This window comes from Actinomycetota bacterium (assembly GCA_019347675.1).
GTDB lineage: Bacteria > Actinomycetota > Nitriliruptoria > Nitriliruptorales > JAHWKO01 > JAHWKW01.
The window spans coordinates 1-24,001 of sequence record JAHWKW010000013.1 but is presented as its reverse complement, the minus strand read 5'-3'; the positions used below and the strand labels follow the sequence as shown (position 1 = coordinate 24,001).

20 protein-coding genes are annotated in these 24,001 nt (G+C 70.0%); 8 read left to right on the top strand and 12 right to left on the bottom strand.

Translation table 11 applies throughout. From position 1 onward, the window contains the following. Nucleotides 1–59 precede the first annotated feature (59 nt). The gene (locus KY462_10065) at nucleotides 60–2,183 is read left to right on the top strand and encodes a cell wall-binding repeat-containing protein (protein MBW3578062.1); all 2,124 of its coding nucleotides are present in this window, start codon (nucleotides 60–62) and stop codon (nucleotides 2,181–2,183) included. Between the two features lie 36 nt (nucleotides 2,184–2,219). After that, nucleotides 2,220–3,032, top strand: coding sequence for a chlorite dismutase family protein (locus KY462_10060; GenBank protein ID MBW3578061.1), 813 nt, complete (start codon nucleotides 2,220–2,222; stop codon nucleotides 3,030–3,032). Between the two features lie 34 nt (nucleotides 3,033–3,066). Here the strand turns inward: KY462_10060 and KY462_10055 are convergent, their stop codons facing one another. Continuing rightward, a complete protein-coding gene (locus tag KY462_10055; protein MBW3578060.1) occupies nucleotides 3,067–4,068 on the bottom strand; it encodes a potassium channel protein in 1,002 nt (333 codons plus the stop codon). Beyond that, on the bottom strand, nucleotides 4,065–4,727 hold the full coding sequence (gene nucS, locus KY462_10050; GenBank protein ID MBW3578059.1) for an endonuclease NucS: 663 nt from the start codon (nucleotides 4,725–4,727) through the stop codon (nucleotides 4,065–4,067). The genes KY462_10055 and nucS overlap by 4 nt, the downstream gene beginning before the upstream one ends. Before the next feature lie 219 nt (nucleotides 4,728–4,946). On the opposite strand from nucS, the gene KY462_10045 reads away from it, so the two are divergent. Continuing rightward, on the top strand, nucleotides 4,947–6,125 hold the full coding sequence (locus KY462_10045) for an RNA polymerase sigma factor (protein MBW3578058.1): 1,179 nt from the start codon (nucleotides 4,947–4,949) through the stop codon (nucleotides 6,123–6,125). 30 nt (nucleotides 6,126–6,155) lie between these two features. Here the strand turns inward: KY462_10045 and KY462_10040 are convergent, their stop codons facing one another. Continuing rightward, a complete protein-coding gene (locus KY462_10040) occupies nucleotides 6,156–6,338 on the bottom strand; it encodes a hypothetical protein (GenBank protein ID MBW3578057.1) in 183 nt (60 codons plus the stop codon). A 168-nt stretch (nucleotides 6,339–6,506) separates the two neighbouring features. Between KY462_10040 and ychF the strand changes: the two genes are divergently transcribed. The 3 genes from ychF to KY462_10025 are packed head-to-tail and all read left to right on the top strand — an operon-like array spanning nucleotide 6,507 to nucleotide 9,220. Next, nucleotides 6,507–7,601: a redox-regulated ATPase YchF gene (gene ychF / locus KY462_10035; GenBank protein MBW3578056.1), complete on the top strand. Its 1,095-nt coding sequence runs from the start codon at nucleotides 6,507–6,509 to the stop codon at nucleotides 7,599–7,601. 32 nt (nucleotides 7,602–7,633) lie between these two features. Further along, on the top strand, nucleotides 7,634–7,822 hold the full coding sequence (locus KY462_10030) for a hypothetical protein (protein ID MBW3578055.1): 189 nt from the start codon (nucleotides 7,634–7,636) through the stop codon (nucleotides 7,820–7,822). A gap of 9 nt (nucleotides 7,823–7,831) precedes the next feature. Further along, nucleotides 7,832–9,220, top strand: a complete 1,389-nt coding sequence (locus KY462_10025) for an AarF/ABC1/UbiB kinase family protein (GenBank protein MBW3578054.1) — start codon at nucleotides 7,832–7,834, stop codon at nucleotides 9,218–9,220. A 5-nt stretch (nucleotides 9,221–9,225) separates the two neighbouring features. Here the strand turns inward: KY462_10025 and KY462_10020 are convergent, their stop codons facing one another. Together KY462_10020 and KY462_10015 are read right to left on the bottom strand one after the other, a co-directional pair. After that, nucleotides 9,226–11,016: a long-chain fatty acid--CoA ligase gene (locus KY462_10020; protein MBW3578053.1), complete on the bottom strand. Its 1,791-nt coding sequence runs from the start codon at nucleotides 11,014–11,016 to the stop codon at nucleotides 9,226–9,228. A 90-nt stretch (nucleotides 11,017–11,106) separates the two neighbouring features. Beyond that, entirely contained in the window at nucleotides 11,107–12,906 is a 1,800-nt protein-coding gene (locus KY462_10015; GenBank protein ID MBW3578052.1) for a long-chain fatty acid--CoA ligase, read from the bottom strand. A gap of 207 nt (nucleotides 12,907–13,113) precedes the next feature. Here KY462_10015 and KY462_10010 point away from each other — a divergent pair, with 207 nt between their 5' ends. Together KY462_10010 and KY462_10005 are read left to right on the top strand one after the other, a co-directional pair. Next, a complete protein-coding gene (locus KY462_10010) occupies nucleotides 13,114–14,007 on the top strand; it encodes a hypothetical protein (GenBank protein ID MBW3578051.1) in 894 nt (297 codons plus the stop codon). A 103-nt stretch (nucleotides 14,008–14,110) separates the two neighbouring features. Next, complete coding sequence (locus KY462_10005; protein MBW3578050.1) at nucleotides 14,111–16,228, top strand: HDIG domain-containing protein; 2,118 nt, start codon at nucleotides 14,111–14,113, stop codon at nucleotides 16,226–16,228. 37 nt (nucleotides 16,229–16,265) lie between these two features. Here KY462_10005 and KY462_10000 read toward each other — a convergent pair whose 3' ends face one another. The 7 genes from KY462_10000 to KY462_09970 all read right to left on the bottom strand — a co-directional run bounded on the left by KY462_10000 (nucleotide 16,266) and on the right by KY462_09970 (nucleotide 23,615). After that, nucleotides 16,266–17,339 (bottom strand): NAD-dependent epimerase/dehydratase family protein, encoded by a 1,074-nt coding sequence (locus tag KY462_10000; protein ID MBW3578049.1) that lies wholly within the window; start codon nucleotides 17,337–17,339, stop codon nucleotides 16,266–16,268. A 93-nt stretch (nucleotides 17,340–17,432) separates the two neighbouring features. Continuing rightward, nucleotides 17,433–17,831 carry a peptide-methionine (R)-S-oxide reductase MsrB gene (gene msrB / locus KY462_09995; GenBank protein MBW3578048.1) on the bottom strand — a complete coding sequence of 133 codons (399 nt, stop codon included), beginning with the start codon at nucleotides 17,829–17,831 and terminating at the stop codon, nucleotides 17,433–17,435. A 13-nt stretch (nucleotides 17,832–17,844) separates the two neighbouring features. Next, nucleotides 17,845–18,309, bottom strand: coding sequence for a YbhB/YbcL family Raf kinase inhibitor-like protein (locus tag KY462_09990; protein ID MBW3578047.1), 465 nt, complete (start codon nucleotides 18,307–18,309; stop codon nucleotides 17,845–17,847). Between the two features lie 491 nt (nucleotides 18,310–18,800). Continuing rightward, nucleotides 18,801–19,229, bottom strand: coding sequence for a hypothetical protein (locus tag KY462_09985; protein MBW3578046.1), 429 nt, complete (start codon nucleotides 19,227–19,229; stop codon nucleotides 18,801–18,803). 269 nt (nucleotides 19,230–19,498) lie between these two features. Then, nucleotides 19,499–20,641 carry a cation:proton antiporter gene (locus KY462_09980; GenBank protein MBW3578045.1) on the bottom strand — a complete coding sequence of 381 codons (1,143 nt, stop codon included), beginning with the start codon at nucleotides 20,639–20,641 and terminating at the stop codon, nucleotides 19,499–19,501. Nucleotides 20,642–20,643: 2 nt separating this feature from the next. Beyond that, nucleotides 20,644–21,129, bottom strand: coding sequence for a cation:proton antiporter regulatory subunit (locus KY462_09975; GenBank protein ID MBW3578044.1), 486 nt, complete (start codon nucleotides 21,127–21,129; stop codon nucleotides 20,644–20,646). A 971-nt stretch (nucleotides 21,130–22,100) separates the two neighbouring features. After that, complete coding sequence (locus tag KY462_09970) at nucleotides 22,101–23,615, bottom strand: transposase (GenBank protein MBW3578043.1); 1,515 nt, start codon at nucleotides 23,613–23,615, stop codon at nucleotides 22,101–22,103. Between the last annotated feature and the right edge of the window lie 386 nt (nucleotides 23,616–24,001).

Genomic DNA, 24,001 nt, shown 5'->3' with positions numbered 1-24,001 from the left:
CATGCTGCGACCTCGACCGGGGGTCGACCATCCACTCGAGCCGCCTGATCCGTTGCATCGTGTCCGCCGCAGCCGTCGCCGCGCTGGGGGCGCTCACGCCGGTGGCGCCGGCTCCCGCCGAGGCCGACAGCGCGGCGGGCCTCGTGCAGCGGCTCGACGTGGTCCCCGGCCTGGTCCGCGAGGTCTACCGTCACCACACCGCGCACGGGCCCAGCAACGTGCAGGTGCTGCGTCTGGCGCTGGGACACCCGCGCGTGCGTGTCGTCCCCGAGCTGGGACAGGGGATGATCCCCGGGCGCGAGACGGTGCTGAGCACCACCCGCCGCCTCGGCGAAGACGCGGTCGGCGCCGTGAACGCCAGCTTCTCGAACCCGGCCTGCCCGACGACGGACCCGCCCGGCGAGCCCTGTGGCCTGCTGGTTCGACACGGGATCGTGCTGTCGGAGAACGTCCTCAACGGGGCGTCGTGGCCGGGGGCGTTCGCGTTGTTCGATCCGGCCGAGACCTGGCGACGACCGTACGACGTCGGCCGGCCGAGCTTCGAGGGGTACCTGCGCTTCTACGACGGCACCCGGGTCGACATCACCGCGGTGAACCGCCAGCCCACCGGCAGCGAGGTCGTCGCGTTCAACCGCGCCTACGGCCCGTCGACCACGACGCCCGCAGGCACGGTCGAGTTCGTCTTCCCCGACCTGCAGCTGCGCGCCCTGACCCAGGCTGAGGTGGTGATGCCCGCGGCGTCCGCGTCCGGCGGGGCGCCGATCCCGGCCGGTGGCACGGTCGTGGCCGCGACCGGGACCCACGCCGCGACGCTGCAGGCACATGCCGGCGAACCCGTCGAGGTCAAGGTCTACACGGCGGGAACCGAGTGGGCCGGTGCCCACCAGGCGGTGGCCGCCGGTCCGCTGATCGTCAAGGACGGGGCCATCACCCCAAGCAGCAGCTGGTACGCCGAGGGCTTCTCCCACGAGCACCACAACGAGGTTCTGCACCCGCGCACGGTCGTGGCGTTCACCGCGCCCAACGAGATGCTCCTGCTGACGGTCGACGGCCGTCAACCCGACAGCGTCGGGTTGACCACCCAGCAGACCGCGGAACTGGTCCGAGCGCTGGGCGCGGTCGACGCCGTGATGATGGACGGGGGTGGATCGACCACGATGGTCGCCGACCAGCGCACGGTGAACGTGCCGTGCTCCTCGCCGTCCACCTGCGGTCAGCTGCGTCCGGTCGCCTCGTCGCTGGTCGTGTGGTCACCGACCCCGAACGTCGACCGTCTGGCCGGTCCCGACCGGTTCTCCACGGCCGCTGCGATCGCCGACGCCGGCTGGCCCGGCGGGGCCGCCACGGTGGTGCTCGCCAACGCCGCCAGCTTCGCCGACGCGCTCGCCGGCGGGCCCCTGGCCACGGCGCACGGCGCCCCGCTGCTGCTGGTCGACACCGACCAGGTCCACCCGGCGACCGCCGGCGCGCTCAGCCGCCTGCGACCCCAGCGGGCCCTGGTGCTCGGCGGTCCGGCGGTCGTGTCCGATCGCGTGGTGGCTGAGCTGCGTCGCAGCGTGCCCGAGGTGCGCCGCGTGTTCGGCGCCGACCGGACCGCAACAGCCGCGAGCGTCGCCCGCGAGCTCGGCGCCCCGTCGGGAAGGGCGTTCCTCGCGTCGGCCGCGACGTTCCCGGACGCGTTGAGCGCGACGGTCCCCGCGGCCCGCAGCGCCGCCCCGCTCCTGCTGACCTGGCCCGATCAGCTGGCCTCGGCCACCGCCGACGCCCTGGCCGTGCTCGGCGTCCGTGAGGTGGTCCTGGCCGGGGGCGGCAGAGCCGTGTCCGACGCGGTCGTCACCCAGTTGCAGGCCCGGGGGATGACCGTCACCCGCGTCGCCGGCGCCAACCGCTACGAGACCTCCGCACGGCTGGTCGAGTGGGCGGTCGCCGCCACGGGACTGCCCACGACCGCCGCGGTGCTGGCCTCGGGCGCAGCGTTCCCCGACGCCCTGTCGGGCGGCCCGTTCGCGGGGGGTCGGGGCGCCGGCCTGCTGCTCACCGACCCGGCGGCGGCGTCCGCGTCGCCCGCGACATGGCAGTGGCTGACCGGCCACGACATCGACCACGGGTGGGTGTTGGGCGGCCGTGCCGCCGTGTCCTCACGGACGCTGCACGAGCTGCAAGCTGCGGTCGACGCGCGCTGACCGTCGGTAGGCTGGCGTCGCGCCCGGAGGTGCTCGATGGACCAGCCACAGCGGATCCGCCCCGCCGAGGGCTGGGGGGTCCTGCACCTGTTCGTCCGCGTCGACCGGGCGGTCGCGGCGACCCTGCCCGAGACGGCGGCCAAGGATCTCGCCGGGGTCCTCGAGCGCTTCGACGACGACCCCGAGGCGCAGGTGCACCTGTTCTCCGTGCTGGGCCACAAGGCCGACGCCATGGTCTTCGCCCTGTCGCCTGACCTGTCGGTCCTCCGCCGCCTGCAGACGGCCATCACCACCTGCGAGTTCGGCCCCGCGCTGCAGCTGCCGTGGTCCTACGTCAGCCTCACCGAGACGTCGGAGTACACGCCAACCGCTGAGTCGTACCGGGACGACCTCGCGGCCAAGGGCGTCGCCGGCGACGAGCTCGAGCGGCGCGTCGCCGCCTTCGCCGACCGCCAGGACGAGTACAAGCGGCACAAGCTGTACCCGCAGATGCCGCGCTGGGAGGTCGCCTGCTTCTACCCGATGTCACACCGGCGGATCGGCGACGACAACTGGTACCTGCTGCCGTTCGAGGAACGGATGCGCCTGATGCACGCGCACGGCCGGTCCGGGCGGGCGTACACCGGTCGGGTGCTGCAGCTGGTGACCGGCTCGACGGGCCTGGACGACTGGGAGTGGGGCGTGACCCTGTTCGCCCACGACGTGGCCGATCTCAAGCACATCGTGTACCGCATGCGCTACGACGAGGCGTCCGCCCGCTACGCGGACTTCGGCCCGTTCGTGGTCGGCCTGCGTCGTTCCGCCCAGCAGCTGATCGGCGAGCTGGGCCTCACGATCCCCAACCCATGACGGGGACGCTGCGATCCCGCCGCGCTGGCACGCATCAGGGAGGACGGAAGCGATCACGCATGCTTGCGACCTCCTGCTCGCTTCCCATCACGACCAGGACGTCACCGTCGTGGAGGACCGACTCGGCCGACGGGTGGGTGTCCATCGAGCCGTCTTCGGCGTGCAGGACCGCCAGGACCGTGCAGCCGTACGTCTCGCGGATCGCCGCCTCGCGCAGCGTGTGGTTGTCCAGCGGGCTGCCGGACCTCACCGGGACCTCCTCGAGGGTGTACTCGATGCCGCCGGCGCCGATCCCGTCGAGGAAGTCCGACACGACCGGGCGGGTCAGCAGCTGAGCGATGCGCCGCCCTCCGATGGTCGACGGCGCGATCACCCGGTCGGCGCCGGCGCGGCGCAGCTTGGCTTCATTCTCGTCGGCCTTGATCCGGCCCACCACCGTGCATCCCGGCTGCAGGCCCTTCGCGGTCAGCGCGATCAGGACGTTGTCGGCGTCGGTGTTGACGCAGGCGACGACAGCACGGGCACGCTCCAGCCCGGCGTCCCGCAGCGCGTGCTCGGCGGTGGCGTCGCCCTCGACGTGCAAGAAGCCCGTCTCGGCGACCTCGGCGATCTTGTCCTCGTCGTTGTCGACGACCACGAACGGCATCCCCTCGCGCCTCAGCTCGGCCACCAGGTGACGTCCAACCCGCCCGTACCCGCAGACGATCACGTGACCGTCGATGGCGTTGATCCGGCGTTCCATGCGTCGCCTTTCGATGATCCGCCGCAGGTGACCTTCCACCACGAACTCCGCGGCGCTCACGGCGGCGTACGTGGCGCTCGCCACCCCACCGACGATCAGCAGGACCGTGAAGACCTTGCCCGGTCCGTCGAGGGGGGCGACCTCCGCGAAGCCGACCGTGGTGACCGTGATCACCGTCATGTACAGCGCGTCGAGGAGGTTCATGCCCTCCAGGACCTGGTACCCGACTACCCCCACGACCAGGACGCCGAGGTAGATCGAGAACGCCACCCGCAAGCGGCGAGTGGGCGTCACTCGAAGAGCCTTAGGGTCCCGTCGTCGCGGCCACGGAGCGCGTCGAGGTCGATCTCGACCCAGGCGATCCCGCGCGCGTCGGCGAGGACCCGGGCCTGGGGCTTGACCTGGGTTGCGGCGAGGACCCCACGCACCGGCGCGAGGAGCGGATCGCGTTGCAGCCGGTCGAGGTAACGGGCGAGCTGCTCGACGCCGGCGATCTCGCCGACCCGTTTGACCTCGACCGCCACGGCGCGGCCGTCCGCGTCGCGCAGCAGCAGATCCACCGGACCCAGGTCGGTGGGGAACTCCCGCCGGACCAGCCGTGAGCCCTCCGCGATGTGGTCGGGATGCGTCGCGAGCAGTTCCTGCAGCTGCCGCTCGACGCCGTCCAGGGTGAGTCCACGCTCGGTGTCGAGGTCGACGGTGAGATCCTCGTGGACCTCCTCGAACTCGATCGTCAGGGTCTCGCCGCGCGGGTTCAGCACCCGCCAGACGCCGCCTTCATCGACGATCGTGTTGGGGGCGTTCATCCAGTTGAGCGGCTTGTACGCCCCGACGTCGGCGTGGATCGCGACGCACCCGTCCGCCTTGACCATCACCAGCCGCACGGCCGATGACAGGGTGGACGACAGCCTGCCGTCGTAGTGGGCGCGACACCGCGCGACGATCAGGCGCACGGTCAGGCCGCCCGGACCGGCACGGAGATCCCCATGTGGCGGCACCGTAGCGGAGGGCGCGGCCGGCGCCGCCACGATGCCGGCCTGCCAGGACGTCGCGTCCGCCGGCTGGTAGCGTCTGCGCCTCCCACCAGCCGAGCCGCCCTGACACCGTGGTCGGCTCGCCGGAGGCCGGAGCCGCATGCGGGCGCGGCTCCGAGCGCACAAGGAGCCAAGCGGGTGGAGCAGCGCGAGGCTCGGGAGCTGGTCACCCACAAACCCGGGCTCGGTGAGCTCTTCGAGCGGGGTCGTGGCCGGGGCTACGTCCTGCTGTCCGAGCTCCACGACCACTACGACCCGCTCAACGACGACTCGGAGTGGATCGACCGGGCGATGCGCGCCGTGGAGGACCTCGGGCTCGAGGTCGTCGATGACCAGGCCGACGACGCGGAGCGCCCCGTCGCCGACGTGATCAGCTCGTCGACCGACCCCGTCCGTCACTACCTCAACGCCATCGGCAGGACGGCGCTGCTCACCGCCGAGGAAGAGGTCGACCTGGCCAAGCGCGACCAGGCCGGCCAGGCGGCTCGGCGCTTCCTCGGCAACGGGGCGTCGCTCACCCCTCGTCAGCGTGCGCAGCTTCGTCAGGTCGATCGCGATGGGCGCCGCGCTCAGGACCACATGGTCCGGGCCAACCTCCGGCTGGTCGTCTCCGTCGCGCGCCGCTACCGCGGCCGCGGACTGGATCTCCTCGACCTGATCCAGGAGGGCAACCTCGGTCTGATGCGGGCCGTCGAGAAATTCGATCACACCAAGGGCTACAAGTTCTCCACGTACGCCACCTGGTGGATCCGCCAGGCGCTCACACGAGGCCTGGCGGACAAGTCGCGGGTGTTGAGGTTGCCCGTCCACGTCCACGAGGCCCTGGGCAAGTTGCGGTGGGCCGAGCTGGACCTCGTTCAGCAGCTGGGACGCGACCCCACGGAGGCGGAGCTCGCCGAGGCGATGGACATGCCGATCGAACGGCTCCGCGACATCCGCTCGGCCACTCGGGAACTGCTGTCACTGGACACGCCGGTGGGCGAGGACGGCGACACCACCATGGGCCACCTGGTCGCCGACGAGGAGGCCGTCGACCCCGAGGTCTCGGCCGCTTTCGTCCTCACCCGCGAGCTGCTCCACACCGTGCTGTCGACCCTCAACGAACGGGAGCGTGGTGTCGTGCTGATGCGGTTCGGCCTGCTCGACGGCAACTGCCGCACCCTGGAGGAGGTCGGCGCGGAGTACGGCGTGACCCGTGAACGGATCCGCCAGATCGAATCCAAGACCCTGACCAAGCTGCGCCACCCATCCCGGTCCGACCGGCTCCGTGGCCTGCTGGAGACGGCTCCCGCCGGCCCACCGGTCGGCGACGGCTAACCACGAAGGAGGAGTGGCGCCCCGGCCGGGTCAGGCACCTTGGCTCTCGACCTCGCGGAGCAGGCCCAGGGCGTTGCGCCGGGCCTGCTCCGGAGAGATGTCCATGGCGTCGGCTGCTCGTTCGAAGTCGCGCTCCGTGATGTTGCGCTCGTCGCCGTGATCGCTGGTGGGCTCTCCGCAGCCGCAGGTGTAGCACATCCTGGTTCCTCTCAACTGGCTCCTTCACTGTGACCCGTCCTCGGGCGGCGACGCCGCCCCGTCCTGTCCGACCGTCGGGGTACTGTCCGCGTGCGGCCCGCCGCACGATCGGTGATCCAGGGCCGGACCACCCCGCCCGTACGCTGCCAGCGAACGTCTGATCGCAGACAGAGGTGAGCGTGCATGGGGCTGCAGGTCGGACTGGTTGGTCTGCCGAACGTCGGGAAGTCGACGCTGTTCAACGCGCTGTCGCGTGCGGGGGCGCTCGCGGCGAACTACCCGTTCGCGACGATCGACGCGAACGTGGGGGTCGTCGCGGTTCCCGACGAACGCCTCGACCGCGTCGCGGAGCTGGCCGGCTCGAGCCGGACCGTCCCCACCACGATCGAGTTCGTCGACATCGCGGGGCTCGTGGCCGGGGCGAGCACCGGTGAGGGGTTGGGCAACCAGTTCCTCGCGCACATCCGCGAGGTCGACGCGATCTGTCACGTCGTGCGCTGCTTCGACGACGACGACGTCGTGCACGTGTCCGGCGCGGTCGACCCCGTCGGTGACGTCGACATCGTCGAGGCCGAGCTCATCATCAAGGACCTCGAGACGGTCGAGAAGCGTCTGGAACGCATCACCCGTGTGGCGCGCAGCGGGGACACGGCAGCAGCCGACGAGGCGGGAGTCCTGGGTCGCCTGCGTGACCACCTGGCAGCGGGAGAGCCTGCACGCCGCTTCGAGCACGCCGCTGTCCACGCCGACCTGGTCCGCGATCTGTTCCTGCTCAGCGCCAAAGCGGTGGTCTACGCGGCGAACGTCGGCGAGGACGACTTGCCCGGTGGCGGACCCCTGGTCGAGCCGCTCCGGAAGTTGGCCGCGGAGCAGGAAGCCGAGGTGGTCGTCGTCTGCGCGCAGGTCGAGGCGGAGCTCCCCGAACTACCCGAGCCCGAGCAGCGTGAGTACCTCGGCGCGCTCGGACTGGAGCGCAGCGGTCTGGAGAGACTGGTCCACGCCGCGTACCGGCTACTCAGCCTGGTGACCTTCTTCACCGCAGATGACAAGGAGGCCCGCGCCGTCACCGTCCGCCGCGCGACCCGCGCCCAGCGCGCCGCGCGCGAGATCCACTCCGACATGGAACGGGGGTTCATCCGCGCGGAGGTGATCTCGTACGAGGATTACGTGACCTACGGCTCGGAGTCCGCCGTCCGGGATGCGGGGCGGCTCCGACTCGAAGGCAAGGGCTACCCGGTCGCCGATGGTGACGTCATCCGCTTCCGTTTCGCGGTGTAGGTTCGCACCCGGCGCATCCCGTAGGAGCCCCCATGGCGCGCACGCAGCTGATCACCCGCCTTGAAGTGGCCGCTTGTCCGACCCATCGCACCAACGTCGGTCACTACAAGGATCACGATGTCGGCTGTGACTGCCTAACCGAGGAGCGTCGCTCGGAGCTCGCCAGGCGCCTGGAAGACGCCCGGGCGGAGGGCAACCCGCTCGCTGACCCCGTCGAGTAACAACCGACCGTGCCGCGACGTGAGGGACTGGGCGGGCGGGTCGGCCGGGGCGCGCGCCTGGCGGGAACCGGGGTGCGGTCCGCGGCTGGCCTGGCCGCAGCCAAGGCGCGCCAGCTGACCGGTGGGGACGCTGACCCCGAGGAGTTCCACCGGGTCACCGCTGAGATCCTCGTCGACGTCCTGGGCGAGATGAAGGGCGCAGCGATGAAGCTCGGTCAGCTGCTGTCCTTCGTCGACGTCGACCTCCCACCCGACGTGCGGTCGATCTACCACGACGCGCTCGCCAGCCTGCGCGACAGCGCCCCGCCGATGGATCCCGCGCTGATCGAGCAGGTGGTCGCCGAGGAGTTCGGGGCGCCGGCCAGAGCCATCTTCGCCGAGTGGCACCGTGAGCCCATCGCCGCTGCTTCGATCGGCCAGGTCCACGCGGCCCGGCTCGACGACGGGCGCGAGGTGGTCGTGAAGGTCCAGTACCCGGGCGTGGCCGAGGCGGTCCGCGCTGACCTGCGCAACGCCGAGGCGTTCTCGCCGCTGGCGCGGATCATCTCCCCCCACCTGGAGGTGGAGCCCCTCGTGGAGGAGCTGCGCGAACGGGTCGGCGACGAGCTGAATTACGAGCGTGAGGCCAACTACCAGCGGGCGTTCGCCAACCGCTACGACGGCCATCCGTTCGTCCACGTCCCCGAGGTCGTGGCCGACATGTGCCGTGGACGGGTGCTGGTGACCGAACGGGTGCGCGGTCGATCGTTCAACGACATCGCCGACCGGGGCACCGACGAGGAGCGGCAACGGTTCGGCGAGATCATCTTCCGCTACGCCTTCGGCACCATCGAGCGCTTCCGGCTGTTCAACGGCGATCCGCACCCAGGCAACTACCTGTACGAGGACGACGGACGGGTGGCCTTCCTCGACTACGGCTCGGTGAAGATGTTCAGCCGGGAGCGGTTCCAACACATGCAGCGCATGAACCGGACGGTGAAGCAAGGCGACCCCGACGAGGTCGTGCGACGACTGCGCGAAGCCGGGTTCCTCCCCCCCGGCGTCGAGGTCGACGCCGAGCTGATGTACGAGTGGTGGCAGCTGTACATGCGACCGGTCCTGGCCGAACAGCCGTTCACGTTCACCCCCGAGTTCGCAACCGAGGTCATCCGCTCCACGACGGACCCGCGGAGCAAGTACCTCAAGGTGCTGCGCCCGTTGAACCTCCCGCCCGACTACCTGCTGCTCAACCGCATCCACTTCGGGATCAACAGCGTCCTGGGACGTCTGCGGGCGGCCAACGACTGGCGCCAGATCCGCGCCGAGTACGTCGAGGACGCCCCTCCGGCTACCCCACTCGGGGAGCAGGACCGCAAGTGGTGGGACACGCGCGAGCCGGTGTACGACCCGCCGGCTTGAGCGGTCTACTCCTCGGGGTAGATGTCGTCGATCACATGGCCGTACTTGTCGGCGACGACTCGGCGCTTGACCTTCAGCGTCGGGGTCAGCTCACCACCGTCGATGGTGAAGTCCTCGGGGAGGATCCGGAACTCGCGGATCGACTCGGCGCGCGACACCGCCTGGTTGGCGTGGTCAACCGCACTCTTGATCTCGGCGCGCAACTCGCGGTCGTCGGTGAGGTCAGCCACCGTCTTCCCCGTCTTGCCGTGCTGCTCCGCCCAACGGGGGAACTCCTCGGGGTCGATCGTGATCAGCGCCGCGATGAACGGCCGCCCGTCGCCCACCACCATCGACTGGCTGACCAGCCGGTGTGAACGCAGCCGATCCTCGAGGACCGCCGGGGCGACGTTCTTCCCGCCCGCAGTCACGATCAGTTCCTTCTTCCGGCCGGTGACCCGCAGGAACCCGTCGTCGTCGAGCTCACCGAGGTCGCCGGTGCGGAAGAAACCCTGGTCGGTGATGGCCTCTTGCGTCGCCTCGTCGTTGTTCCAGTACCCGGCGAAGACGTTGCCACCTTTGATCAGGACCTCACCGTCATCGTCGACCCGGACGGTGCAGCCGGGGAACGGCTGCCCGACCGTGCCGATCTTGAGGGCGTCCGGGCGGTTCGTTGTCGCCCCCGCAGTGGTCTCCGTGAGGCCGTAGCCCTCGAGGATGGTGAGCCCGATTCCGTTGTAGAAGTGGCCGAGTCGCTCACCGAGCGCCGCGCCACCGGAGATCGCATAGCGCAGCTTGCCGCCCATCCGGTCCCGGAGCTTGCCGTACGCGAGCCGGTCGAAAACGGTGTGCTGGATCCTGGTCGCGAGGCTCACACCGCCGCCCTGGCCCTGCCGCGAGTAGTCGATCGCGACCTGCACCGCTCTCTCGAAGATCTTGCCCTTGCCCTCCTCGTTGGCCCGGGAGACCGCCGCGTTGTAGACCTTCTCGAAGATACGGGGCACCGCCAGCAGGAACGTCGGCTGGAACATCGGCAGCTCCTCGGCGAGCTGCTGCGGGTCGGTGGCGTAGGCCATCTGCACGCCGACCTCCACGTTGCCGGCCTGGATCAGCTGCGCGAAGGAGTGCGCCAGCGGCAGGAACAGCAGCGTCCGGTCGTCGGGGCCGAACAGCTCCTCGAGCGCGGTCGTCGCCTGCACGGCGTCCCAGCGCAGGTTGCGGTGCAGCGTGACGCAGCCCTTCGGTTTCCCCGTGGTGCCCGACGTGTAGATGATCGTGGCGATCGACTCGGGACCGATCCGCTCCGCTCGCCGGTCGAGCTCATCTGCGTCGACGTCCGTGCCGGACTCCTCGATCCGGTCCAGGCCCTCCTCGTCGATCACGAAGACGTGGTTGAGCGGGGCCGTGGCCGAGACCTGCTCCCACTCCCGGCGGTCATCGGGGGTACCGAACACCGCGATGCGTGCACCGCTGTCGGTCAGGATCCACTCGATCTGGTCGGCGGAGTCGGTCTCGTATATCGGGACGACCGTGCCGCCGGCGGCCATCACCGCGTATTGCAGGTAGGTCCACTCGATCCGGGTCTTGGACATGATGGCCACACGGTCATCGATCTCCAGACCGAGCCCGATCAGGCCTCTCGCCAGCCGCTGCACCGTGTCAGCGAACTCGGCGGCGGTGACGTCGACGAACCGGTTGCCGTCGCGGTAGGCCAGCAGACGTCGATCGGGGTTCTCGTCGGCGTGGTACCACAGCGGGTGCAGCAGGGTTGCGTTGTCCGGGAGGGCGACCTCGCCCGGCGTTGTGTATTCGCGCATGAGTCCTCCACGACGTCAGGACGTCCATGGGAGGCTAGCACCGGGGCGTCAGCGCCATCGGTTGACGTGGTTGCCTCGTGCGGTGGAATCTCAGCGGCTCGCCGCCGAGTACAGCTCCTCGATCGTGGCTGCGTGCCGCTCGGTGACGACGTCTCGCCGCACCTTCAGGGTCGGCGTGAGCTCACCACCGTCGATGGTGAAGTCCTCGGGGAGGATCCGGAACGCGCGGATCGATTCCGCCCGCGACATCGCCCGGTTGGCCTGGTCGACCGCAGTCTGGACCTCTGCGCGCAGATCAGGGTCGGCGATCACTTCGGCCGGTGTCCGACCCGGCTTGCCGTGCTGCTCCGCCCAGCGCCCGACCTCCTCGGGATCCAGCGTGATCAAGGCAGCGATGAACGGGCGACCGTCGCCCACCACCATCGCCTGCGACACCAGCCGGTGCGCGCGGATCCGGTCCTCGAGGAGCGCCGGGGCGACGTTCTTCCCGCCCGCGGTGACGATGATCTCCTTCTTGCGTCCGGTGATCCGCAGGAACCCGTCGGCGTCGAGCTGACCGATGTCGCCCGAGTGCAGGAAACCCTCGTCGTCGAGCGCTTCGCGGGTCGCCTCGTCGTCGTTCCAGTACCCCGAGAAGACGTTCCCTCCCTTGATCAGGACCTCGCCGTCGTCGGCGATGCGGACGGTGCAGCCGGGCAGCGGCCGCCCAACCGTGCCGATGCGCAGATGCGGGGGCGTGTTCAGCGTGGCGCCCGCCGACGTCTCTGTGAGGCCGTAGCCCTCCAGGACCGTGATACCTGCCCCGTTGAAGAAGTGCCCGAGCCGCTCGCCGAGCGCCGCACCGCCGGAGACGGAGTACTCCACGCGCCCCCCGACGGCCAACCGCAGCTTGCCGTACACCAGCTTGTCGAAGACGGCGCGCAGCGCTCGGGTCTTGAGGGGGACTCGGCCGACCTGCGTGCCACGCGAGTGGTCGATGGCGACGCGAGACGCCACATCGAAGATCCGGCCCTTGCCGTCGGCGTACGCCTTGGCCTGCGCGCCGTTGTACAGCTTCTCGAAGACACGTGGCACCGACAGCAGGAACGTCGGCTGGAACAGCGGCAGTTCCTCGGTGAGCTTGGTGGGGTCGGTGGCGTACCCGATCTTGACCCGTTCTGCGACGCAGACACACTGGATGATCCGCCCGAAGATGTGCGCCAGCGGAAGGAACAGCAGGGTGGAGCGGCCGTCTCTGAACAGCTCGGGGGCGCCGGCCCCGACCTGGGTGAGATCCCACACCAGGTTGCCGTGGGTGAGCACACAGCCCTTCGGCCTCCCCGTGGTCCCCGATGTGTACACGATCGTGGCGGGATGCTCGATGGTGACCGTCCGGGCCCGGCCCAGGACCTGCTCGTCGTCGATCTCGGCACCGTGCGCAGACAGCTCATCGAGCCCGCCGTCGTCGATCACGAACACGTGCTTGCATGCGGGCAACCGGGTTGCGGACTCGTCGTAGCGGGAGCGCAACTCCACGCTCTCGAAGATCGCCGCGACCGCCTCGCTGTCGCCCAGGATCCACTCCATCTGTTCGGCGGCCGACGTCTCGTAGATCGGGACGGTGACGGCCCCCGCGCTCCAGATCGCGTAGTCCAGCAGCGTCCACTCGATCCGCGTTCGCGACATCACCGCCACGCGCTGCCCCGGCTCGATCCCCAGACCGATCAGACCGGCCGCGAGGCGACGGACCCGTTCGGCGAACTGCTGGACGCGGACGTCGACGAACTGGCCCCCCACGCGGTGCGCCAGCGCCGCCCGGTGCGGTTGGGCACGTTCGTGCTCCCACAGGATCTCGGTCAGGTTGGTGTCGGGCCCGATCGTGGCAGCGCCGGGACCAGTGAACTCTCGCATGGCGACCTCCGCGACGAGCGCTGGGGCAGGCTCGGAAGGCGGCAAGCTAGCACGGGTCGCTCGCCCGCCGGCTCGCGGCCGGCCCCCGTGCACGCCCGCGCCGCCGGTTCCCAACGGCCCCGCTGTGGCCGCGCACGTTCGACCTCGGAACGCGCCGAGGGCCGCGACGGGGCGCCGTATGCTCGGCGGACCGGGAGCGGGAGAGGGATGCGCGGTCCTGGCTACGTCCTGGTCGTCAACCCCCATGCCGGCCAGGCGGCACGGGAACAGAGCGAGGCAGCCCGTCACGTCCTCGACGAAGCCTGCCCCACCCAGTTGCTCACCACGACCGACCCGGCGGAGGTGGACGAGGCGATCGCCGCGCTCGACGGTCGAACCCTGGTTGTGGCCGGCGGCGACGGGACTCTGCACGTCGCGGTCAACCGCCTCGCGGCTGCCGGGATCCTGGCCTCGACCACGATCGGGATCGTGCCGACGGGGACCGGAAACGACTTCGCGCGTTCACTTGGGATCCCGCAGGATCCGGCCGCGGCCGCACGCGACCTCTTGGCGTATCAGCCCCGCAGCGTCGACCTGCTCGAAGCCGACGACGGCCAGCTGGCCGTGAACGCCGTCCATGCCGGGCTGGGTGCGGAGGCGTCGCAGCGCTCGGTCCCGTTGAAGGACGACCTCGGCGCTCTGGCGTACCCGGTCGGGGCCCTGGTGGCCGGCGTTCGCGAGACGGGATGGACGCTCGAGGTCGAGGTCGACGGGGCGCCTGTGTCACAGGTCGCCCGTCCGGTGCTGATGGTAGGGATCGCCAACGCCGGTTGCATCGGTGGGGGGACCCCGCTGTGCGCCCCCGCCGAGCCCGACGACGGACGACTCGATGTCGTGGTGGTCGCCGCGGTCGGCCCGGCAGCGCGGGCGGCGTTCGGGGCGGCCCTGCAGCGCGGGCGGCACCTGACCCGAGACGACGTCGAGCACGTCCGCGGCCAGGACGTGCGCATCTTGGGTGACCCGGTGCGGTACAACGCCGACGGAGAGCTGTCGCGCCCCCTCCGCCAGCGGCGGTACCGCATCCGCCCAGCGGCGTGGCGTGTCCTGGCCCCGCCACGGTAGGCGCCGTGCCGTACGATAGCGTCTCCGGTCCGGTCGGCCGCTGGTCTCGCGCCCTGCGCGGGGTACGGTCGTTTGCGGTCCGTCGTCGGAAGGCCTCCGAACGGTGGAGCGACTCGTCAGGCGGTACCGCGCGTACCGACTCCTCATCGCTGCGGTGGTGCTGATCGGCATCCCCGCCGCCCTCAGCCTCCCTGCGTTCCTGGACGAATCCCCGATCCGGGCCGGGGAGGCGTCGCCGCGGACGGTCGTCGCCCCCAACCTCATCCGCATCGTCGACGAGGAAGCGACAGAGCGGGCACGTCGCCAGGCGGCCGAGGCGGTCGAGCCGATCATGCAGCGTGACGACCAGGCGCGTATCGCCACGGTCGAGGACATCCGCAACCAGTTCGACGTGGTGCAAGAGATCCGGCAGGCACCCACCGCCGAAGGCGCCGAGCCGCCATCCACCGAAGAGCGGGTCGACGCGCTCCGCGATCGGCTCGCGATGCTCGACGACACCGGGCTGCGTCTGCTGGTCACCATCGACGCACCCACCTTCGACTCCCTACGGAGCGAGACGATCAGCATCGTGCAGCAACTGACCCGCCAATCGATCCGGGCGGGGCAGGTCGACGATGTCCTCGATGAGCAGCTGCGGGTCGAGGCGACCGTGCGCGACGTCCCTACGAACCTCACCGATGCGGTCGTGGAGCCGCTGATCCGCAGCGCGATGCGTCCGACTGTCGTGGTCGACCACGAGGCCACCGATGAGGCGCGGCGGCGCGCGGCCGCCAACGTCGACGAGGCGATGCGGACCTTCCCCACCGGGTCGGTGATCGTCTCCGCCGCGGAGGAGGTCACGCCCGTTCAGCTGGCCGCCCTGGAACGGGTCGGGCTGGCGGGGTCCGATCCACGCTGGGAGGTCGCCCGCGCGCTCGCCATCACCGCAATCGCCGCCGCCGTCTCGGCGCTGTACCTACGCACCCATCGACGTTCCGTGTGGCGCTCGAACCGCAAGCTGCTGTTGCTGGCGACGCTGATGTTCGGCTACGCCGCGATCCTCGCCGGGGCGACACTGGTGATCGAGCGCACCGAGGTGTGGTTGTACGCGGTGCCGTCCGGGGCGCTGGGGATGCTCGCCACGATCCTGCTGGGCGCCCCGGTCGGGGTGCTGCTCGCCGTGCCGGTCACCCTGCTCACCGCCTACGTCGCCCCCGGAACGACAGGCGTGGTCGCGTACGCGGCGGCCGCGACGCTGCTGAGCGTCCCGCTGGTCACCCGCCTGTCGGTCCGCGGCGACCTGCGCCGAGCGGCTCTGTTCGCCACGGGTGGCTACATCGTGCTGGCGGTGACGTTCGCGGTCACCTTCGAGGGCACCGACAGCTTGCTCCGTCCCGCTCTAGCGGGAGCGATCCACGGCGTGAGCGGCGGGATCCTGGTGGTGGGCGGCCTGCCGTTCATCGAGTCGGCGTTCGGTTTGGTCACCGCCACCGGCCTGATCGACCTCGCCGACCGGAACCATCCGCTGCTACGGGAGCTGGAACAGAAGGCACTCGGGTCGTACAACCACTCGATCGTCGTCGCGACGCTGGTCGAGCGTGGTTGCCGGGCTGTGAACGCCGACCCGCTGCTTGGGTCCGTTATGGCGCTGTACCACGACATCGGCAAGGTACGCAGACCGTATTTCTTCATCGAGAACCAGTTCGGGATCTCCAACCCGCACGACGGCCTGGGACCGGACATCTCAGCCACGATCATCCAGGAACACGTCACCGACGGGATCAAGATGGCCCGGTCCTACCGTCTCCCGCCGGAGGTGGTGCAGGGCATCGCGACGCACCACGGCACGACGGTCGTCACGTACTTCTACCTCAAGGCCGTACGTGAAGCCGCGCCGGGACAGCACGTGGACGAGGGGGTGTACCGCTACAAGGGTCGCAAACCGACCACCAAAGAGACCGCGGTGCTGATGCTCGCCGACTGCTGCGAGGCGGCCAGCCGCGCCGCCGCCCAAAATGACCGCAACCTGTCGCGCGACCAGTTGTCCGAGCTGGTGGACAGCCTATTCGCCGCCCGCATCGAAGACGGTCAGCTCGACGAGAGCCCCCTGACGTTCCAGGACGTCGCTGCGGTCAGGGCGTCGTTCCTCGAGACACTCTGCGGCGTGTACCACCCGCGTATCACCTACCCGCAACCCCAGCAGGCCGAGATAGCAACGGAGGAGGCTCCCGCCTCCACGTGACGGCGCCTCCGTCGGTCCCCGCGCCGGGTCGCCCGCCTCACCGGCCGACGTCGGGTCGGGCGCGGGCGCGCTCGCCGATCCCCGTGGCGATCTCGCGTTGCCGCAGCTTCCCGCCCGACTTTGGATGCAGCGGGGGCGTGTCCATCCCGGCGCCTTCGCGCAGGCCCTCCATCATTTCGCGGATGGCTTCCTGGGAGGTGCGAGACGGCTCCCAGCCCAGCTCGGTGCGGGCGCGGGTGGTGTCCATGACCGGGAGGCTGAGCGCGAGGTCGAACAGCATGGGACTGGCCGGGATCAGGTGCAGGCGCCACGCCGCCGACATCGCCGCCCTCAGCGCGCCGACGGGCATCTTGACCGGACGAGCGTCGAAGAGTTCTGCGAGCGCCGGAGGGTCGAGCACGGGTTCGGCGGCGATGTTGAACGGGCCACGCACGTCGCGGACGATCGCGAGACGGTAGGCCTCTGCAGCGTCGCGGGTATGCAGCGCCTGGAGCCGCAGGCCGGGCAGATCAGGCACGATCGGGATCAGGTCGGGGCGGGCGAGGCGGTTGGGCAGCAGCGGTCCCACGAACAGGCGGCGCTGTTCGGCCGCCGACTCGCGCTTGAAGATGAACCCGGGGCGGAGGCGGACCACACGGGTCTCCGGGTGGTCGCGTTCGAAGGTGTCCAGCAGTCGTTCGACGTACGACTTCTCGCGCCCGTAGGCGGCGGTCGGCAGGGCGTGGGTCGGCCAGGACTCGTCCACGCGGTCGTGTTGCGGGCCCGGCGAGTAGGAACCGACCGACGATGCGTAGACGAGCGCGGGGACCGTCGCCTCGGACACCGCCTCAAAGACCCGGATGCTGCCCAGGACGTTGGTCCGCCAGGTCGCCAGCGGATCGCGGGTGGGCTGGAAGATCCACGAGAGGTGAACCACCACGTCGGCGGCGTCGAAGTAGGTGGACAGATCGTCCTTGGTGACGTCGGCGCGGCCCCACCTCGTCTTGGCCGGCTGCCATGCCGGCGGGCGTCGGGCCAGCCCGACGATCGACGTGACCTGGTCCTCGTGGCCGAGGACGTCGATCAAGCTCGTGCCGACGTTGCCCGTCGCCCCGGTGATCACCACGCGCATGGTGAGGCCTCCTCGTTGCCTGACGGCACGGTACCGACCGTGTCACACCCTCTTCCCGTCGGCGGGAACGACTCTGCACAGATGGCCGCCGATTCAGCCGTCGGCTTGGACCTCCAACGCCAGCGAGTTGATGCAGTACCGCAGACCCGTGGGTGGCGGGCCGTCGGGGAACACGTGACCGAGGTGGGAGTCACAGGCGGTGCACAGCACCTCCGTGCGGGTCATCCCGTGGCTGTGGTCGTCCTCGAGGCGGACCGCAGAGTCGTCGAGCGGCTCCCAGAAGCTGGGCCATCCGGTCCCGGAGTCGTACTTGGCGTCCGAGTCGAACAAGGGCTGACCGCACGCCGCACAGCCGTAGGTCCCCGCCACCTTGCTGCCGTGGTACTCGCCGGAGAAGGGCGGTTCGGTCCCCTTCTCGCGCAACACGTGGTAGCGCTCGGCGCTCAAGCGCTCGCGCCACTCAGCCTCGGTGAGCTCGACACGCTCGGTCACGTCGTTCCCCCCTTCAGCGTTCGTAGGTGCCGACCAGTCGCGCCTGCTCGATCACGTGCCCCTCGATGCGGTCCAGCAGCTGCTCGCGCGTGAGGCCAGGGCCCGCGTCGAGACCAGTGTCGAGCGCGTACAGCCAGAAGTAGTAGTGGTGCGGGCCGTGGCCCTCGGGCGGTGCTGGGCCGTTGTAGCCAGCGTTGCCGAAGTCGTTCTGGCCTTCAGTGAACTGGCCGCCGCCCCCCTCCCCGATCCCGCTTGCCGACGCGGGGATGCCGTGCACGACCCAGTGCGTGAAGCCGCGGACGAGGGGCGCATCCGGGTCGTGGCACACGAGCACCAACTCGCTCGTCCCGTCGGGGACGTTGCTCCACTCCACGGTTGGGGAGACGTCCTCGCCTTCGCTGGTGTGCCGCCGGGGGATCGGGCCGCCGTTGTCGAACGCCGGGCTCGACAGTGACAGGTCCCCGAGGTTCAGTCCCATTCGGTCCTCCATCCGATCGCTGTCGACGCCGACCCTAACGGGCCGCCGCAGCGCCGTTCCCACCGCGTGCCTCTTCCTGTGAACCCGTTCTGGGCGGCGTCTTCGTCGGCTTGCGGCGATCCTTCGATCCCCTTGCGCGGGTGACGATGCGTCACGAACGCCCGGTCACTGGTTGAGGCCTGCTTCTGGCGCGAATGACTGTTCGGGATCGACGACGAACCAGAAAAGGAACGCTGCAGGCTGTTCGCTCCGGGTTGCGCATCTGGACCGGTGTGTCCGCCGGGGGAATGTGGCCGTCTCCTTCTTCGGTGCGCTGCTCGGCGGTCGAGCCGCTCTCGTCGATGAAGACGCCTTGCGAGACGTCGGTGAACTCTGACGCGGAACACATCTGCCGGAGTGGCTGGGTGTTTCCGCAGGCAGGGCACGGCCAGTGGCTGTAGGCGATTTGCGCAGGGGGTCGAATGCTGGCCTGATGGTGACGTCGGTGAGGATCAGGTCACCCACGCGACCAACCACACAGCCAGCCAGATCGTCAGGACCGCGACCGCGAGACCGCCGCTGATCACCGCGGCACCCAACACTGGTCGCTGTTCGCCTGCCCGGTTTGCCGGCTCGTCGCCGTGCGCGCGCGCCACCTGGATCCCGCGCACCGCGGAAGCGACGAGCCATCCAGCGGTGATGGCCGTGAGGACTCGCCACGGGATCGTAAGGACCGGTCCGGGAGCGGCGGCACCGAGGACGCTCAGCGTCGCCGCGAAACCCACGACGAGCGCGACGAGCACCGACGGGCGTTGTAGCAGCTGCCGCCCCGCCCAGCCGATCTCCCCGGCGATGAGCCGCCACATCGGTAGCTTGCTGCCACTGGCCGGCAGTCCCTGGTGGCGGCGCATCATGCGACGCATCGCAGCCATGATCTGCACTTGGAGCACCCTTGGAGTCTACGGTTCACCAGGAGTGACGACCGGGGTGGTCTGACCTTCGGATCCTGACCGTGCGGTCGCCGGCCGGGTCAGGACAACGCCGAGATGACCCCGGCAGGCACCACCCGCTGAGCGCGATCGCCGCGGCCGCCACGACCACCATGCGATGCCCCGGATGGCCTGCCAGCGCCCGGGCCGGGGTGGCAGGCGAAGCGAGCGTCATCAGACCCGCAGCCACGAGTGCGGGGATCACGCGCTGTTCTGGCCGATCACAGCCTTGCCGGTTGGCCAGCGCTGCGAGTGATGACCGGACCGGTGATGGCGAGCAGTAGAACGTAGGCTGTGGCGAGCGGGCCGAGGCGGGGCTCGATGCCGGCGGCCACGCCGATCTCGGCGATGACGATGGAGAATTCGCCGCGCGCGACGAGGACGGAGGCGGCGCGTCGGCGTCCTCTGGGGCCGATGCCCGCGCGTGCTGCTCCCCACCAGATCCCCGCCATCTTGGTCGCTGCGGTGACCAGAGCGAGAGCGGCGGCGGCGGCGAGGACCGGTGGGATGTTGCGGGGGTCGACCGATAGTCCGAACAGCACGAAGAAGCTGGCGGCGAACAGGTCCCGCACGGGTTGGAGTAGGCCGTGGACACGCTCTTGCACCGGGCCCGACAGGGCGATCCCGACGAGGAACGCACCCACCGCTGCGGAGATGTGCAGTTGCTCTGCGAGTCCTGCCACGACCAGCGTGAGCCCCATCACGCTGAGGAGCAGCGCTTCACCCGAGGGCGAGGCCAGGGACTGGCTGATGGTGTGCCCGTAGCGGAACGCGACCAACAGGGCCAGCCCGGCCACGGCCAGCGCGACGGTCACGGATCCGCCCACGGCCAGGACGCTCCCACCTGCGAGGACGCCTCCCAGCAGCGGGAGGTAGACGGCCATCACCAGGTCCTCGGCGACCAAGACCGACAGCACGAGCGGGGTCTCACGGTTGGCCAGCCATTGCTGGTCGTCGATGAGTTTGGCGGCGATCCCGGATGAGGAGATGTAGGTCACACCGCCGAGCACGAGGGAGGCCGGGGCGCCCCAGCCGAGCATGGTCCCGGCGAGCAGCCCCGGGGTGAAGTTGGCGAGCAGGTCGACGATCGACAGCCGCCAGCCGGTCCGCAGACCAGCGGTTAGCTCCTGAGGGCTGTACTCCAGTCCGAGCAGCAACAGCAGCAGGATGACGCCGATCTCGGCGGCGGGTGTGATGAAGCTCTCGGCAGTCAGGACCGGGTACAGACCACCTTCGCCCAGTGCGAGCCCGGTCAGTAGGTACAGCGGGATCGGCGACAGGCCGAACCGAAGGGCGATCCGTGCAGCCACGGCTAGCACGAGCAGCACCGCCCCGAGCTCGAGTAGCAGAGTCGCCGTGTCCATCGTCAGCCGCGCAGCAGCGCATCAGCCCGCCGGATGGCATCAGGGCGGCCCATCACGACCAGCGTGTCACCCGACTCGATGAGGAAGTCAGGGCCTGGTACCGGGAGCGCTTCGCCTCCACGCAGGGCAGCGACCACCGTGACGCCCGTGGACGAACGGATCTCCAGGTCGCCGATCGTGCGACCCGCCGCTCGGGTGTCGGGAGGGATCCGCAGCCATTCGATCGACAGGCCAGCAACCGACTGCTGGAGCCGATCGATCTCTCGCACGACCCGCGAGGCACCCAGCAGCTCCGCGAGGACGCGGCTGTCATCGTCATCGAGTTCGACCGCCAACCGGAATGCGTCCGGATCGCCAGGGTCACCCACGAACACCTGATGTCGGCCGGAGCGGTGGTGCAGGACCGACACCCGGGCGCCGCTCGATGCGACGAAGCTGTAGCGCATTCCCACACCTGGAAGCGGTGTCTCCTCCACCTCGCTGGCCATCGCCGTACCTCCATGTTCCCGAGGGAAGACCCGAGTCTGCCTGACCGGCCGGGGGCTCGGCGGTCACCGTAGACGCATGGATGGTGAGCCAACTTCGATCCGGACGTGTGCTCGCATACGGCCCCACCAGAGCTGCGCCAAGGCGAGTACCTGGGGTTTGGGCTCGAGGTCGGGCAGCACGACGCCAAGCGCCACGACAGCAGTGCACCAACGCCTTCGCGCCCGCGCCGTGGCCGCGCTGAACACCGAAGGCGCCACAGGCGCGACCCCATCCCCTCAACCGGCTCCCGCGCTCATCCGTTGCGCACCGTGTCAAGATGGTGTTACGGAAACCGAAAACGCCACTGAGAGAGTTCGCGAGCGTCCTGGCGATTTGTGCGATATCTGCGGCGCTAGAGGGGGTCTAGCGGCGAAGTGCGAGAGGGGGGACTTGAACCCCCACCCCCTTACGGGGACACGGCCCTCAACCGTGCACAGCCGGTGGCAGCTGGGGTCGCCTCATCCCCTAGTGTGCCGCTGACCTGCGGAAACACATCGGTGTAATGCCGGATGGTCACCCACTGTGTCGTGGTGTTCCCGATCTCATGGTGTCACGATGGTGTCACGGGGTCGGTTGCGCGTGGTTGGTGGGACACGATGGCGCGTCCGTCACGCCGGACAGGTTCCTACCCACATCACCCAAACGTGTGTGGGGTTCTGTTTGGGAAAATCGGCGTCGTACGCCGCGCCGTCCGTTTGGCGCTTGGCCCCAGGCTCAGCCGGTCGAGTCAGCGCGCGCCGGTCGGTGGCGGGATCCCTAGGTGGCTGGTGTGGAACGAGCAGTGTGAAGTGACCGCCTCATTGGTGTGTCCGTGGTGGGACGGCCCGGTGGGCGGCCGGGAGCGAACCCGACTTGGGGGGCACGGCTTCGAGGGCGCGGGGTTGAGCCGTGGAATGCCCTGGCCGGGACGTCTGCGGCTGTCTGCTCGTTTTCATGCGGCTGCTGCATGCCATCCGATGGCGGTTTTGCGTACGCCGAGGACGGCGAGACGTGCCAGGTTGTGAGCGGCGGCGTTGAGGTCCCAGTCTTGGGCGACGCGTTGTCGGCCGCGCACCCGGGCGCGGCGCCCGCCGTGCCAGCGGCGCAGCAGGTACGCGAGCCGGCGTTCGACTTTGGGTCGGTTGGCGCCGTAGTCGGCCTGCCATTGGGGGTCTTGTTGACGGGCGCGCGCGGCGGCCAGCAGCGCCTCGTAGGGGCCGACGTTGACGTTGCGACCGCGCGCCGATGCGGTGCACTGCTGGCGCAGCGGGCACTCCACGCACCGCTTACCGAACGCGGCGACGCCGTGCCCGTTGGCCGCGAACCGCAACGGCGCGCTTTGCCCGGCGGGGCAGGTGACCGTGGCGGCGTCCAGGTCAATGTCGAACCGGTCCTTGGGCAACCGCCCGCCCGGCGCGGTCGCCGCGGCGACCTTGGTCATCGCGTCCGCACCCAGCTTGTCGAGCAGCGCCAGGTTCTGCCCGCTGCCGTAGGCGGCGTCGCCGTACACCCTCGGCCCGTCGTCGTTGCCATCGTCGGCGTGGTTGTTGCGCGAACCGGCGACGGCTTCGCCGTTGTGTGTCGTGTCGGGGCCATCCGGCCGGTCAGCGTCGTCGCCGTCGGCCGCAGCGTCCTGGGCGCAGGCGACGGTGAACTCGGTGAGCAGCACCTCGGTCGCTTCGGCGTCACCGACGTTGGCCGCGGTGACCGCGGTCTGGGTGATGATCTCGCTGTCGGGATCCACCGCGACGTGGCCCTTGTAGCCGTCGAACTTGCGCGCCGTGGACTTGTGGCCGTGACGGGCCTGGGGATCCACCGTGGAGATCACCCGATCTTTGGCGACCTTCCGCGCGATGCGGAACACCCCGTCGCCGCCCCGCTCGACGTCTTGGCCCACCACCGTGGCCAGCAGTTCCACCGCTTCGATCACCCCTGCCGGCAGCTCCCGGTCTTCGAGCACCCCCAGCGCGGCCAGCCCGTCGCGGATGAGCGCGTCGACCAGTTGCTCGCGCGCCTCGGCGTCATCCCAATCACACGGCGGCTTGCCGGCCGCGACATAGTCGTCGTCACGTTCCAGCACCGCGCGGACCTCGGCGGCCAGCTGCGACGGGCAGGCGCGCAGCAGCCCCCGGATCGCCGACCGCACCAACGTCACCGTGTCCATCGTGGCGACCGCGTCGAACAACGGCGCGGAGTCCAACGCCCGCTTCAACCCCAACAGCCCCGCGTCCGCAGCCACCTCGGTCGTGGCCCGCTTGATCCGGTCCGGATCGTCCGACGCGCGCAGCCGGGCGCGCATGTCCACCAACACCGTGTGCGCGAAACCGGTCGGACCCCGATCCCAGCCGCCCACCCCCGCCGCGTACCGCCAGCGAGCGTCGTAGGTGAACCGCTCCACCGCCTCGCGATCGGACAGGCCCCCCAGCTTCTGCAGCACGATCACCGTCGCCACGATCGACGGGGGCACCGACCGGCGCCCCCTCGAAGTGAACAGATCAGCGAAGAACTCGTCAGGAAACAGGTTGTCCCGCTCGCGATGCAACAGCCAGAACACCGAGTCCTCGGCCACCGCCCCGTCGCAGAACCGTGTCACCTCGTCCAGCAGATCGCCCTGCCGCTCCGCCAACCCCAACGTCACACCACGACCTTCCGCGAGAACGACACCGATGTCATTCTCCCAGACCAGCCCGCCCAGTCGCGCTACCCGCGCGAAAAACACCAACCACCTAGTGTGCCGTCCGCTAAATACGGTAAATAATGGCTGGGCGGGTGTAGATTCCCTGTGACGGGCTGATGGTGGCGACCAGGAGCTGGCATGGGGCGTGCGGGGCGACCGACGGTGGCGATCGAGCT

Bases quoted from the DNA above. Each gene is read 5' to 3' on its own strand.
- KY462_10015 (MBW3578052.1), bottom strand. From the start codon at position 12,906: ATGCGAGAGTTCACTGGTCCCGGCGCTGCCACGATCGGGCCCGACACC.
- KY462_09990 (MBW3578047.1), bottom strand. From the start codon at position 18,309: ATGGGACTGAACCTCGGGGACCTGTCACTGTCGAGCCCGGCGTTCGAC.
- KY462_10060 (MBW3578061.1), top strand. From the start codon at position 2,220: ATGGACCAGCCACAGCGGATCCGCCCCGCCGAGGGCTGGGGGGTCCTG.
- KY462_10000 (MBW3578049.1), bottom strand. From the start codon at position 17,339: ATGCGCGTGGTGATCACCGGGGCGACGGGCAACGTCGGCACGAGCTTG.
- KY462_10030 (MBW3578055.1), top strand. From the start codon at position 7,634: ATGGCGCGCACGCAGCTGATCACCCGCCTTGAAGTGGCCGCTTGTCCG.
- KY462_09980 (MBW3578045.1), bottom strand. From the start codon at position 20,641: ATGGACACGGCGACTCTGCTACTCGAGCTCGGGGCGGTGCTGCTCGTG.
- KY462_09975 (MBW3578044.1), bottom strand. From the start codon at position 21,129: ATGGCCAGCGAGGTGGAGGAGACACCGCTTCCAGGTGTGGGAATGCGC.
- ychF (MBW3578056.1), top strand. From the start codon at position 6,507: ATGGGGCTGCAGGTCGGACTGGTTGGTCTGCCGAACGTCGGGAAGTCG.
- KY462_10020 (MBW3578053.1), bottom strand. From the start codon at position 11,016: ATGCGCGAATACACAACGCCGGGCGAGGTCGCCCTCCCGGACAACGCA.
- KY462_10010 (MBW3578051.1), top strand. From the start codon at position 13,114: ATGCGCGGTCCTGGCTACGTCCTGGTCGTCAACCCCCATGCCGGCCAG.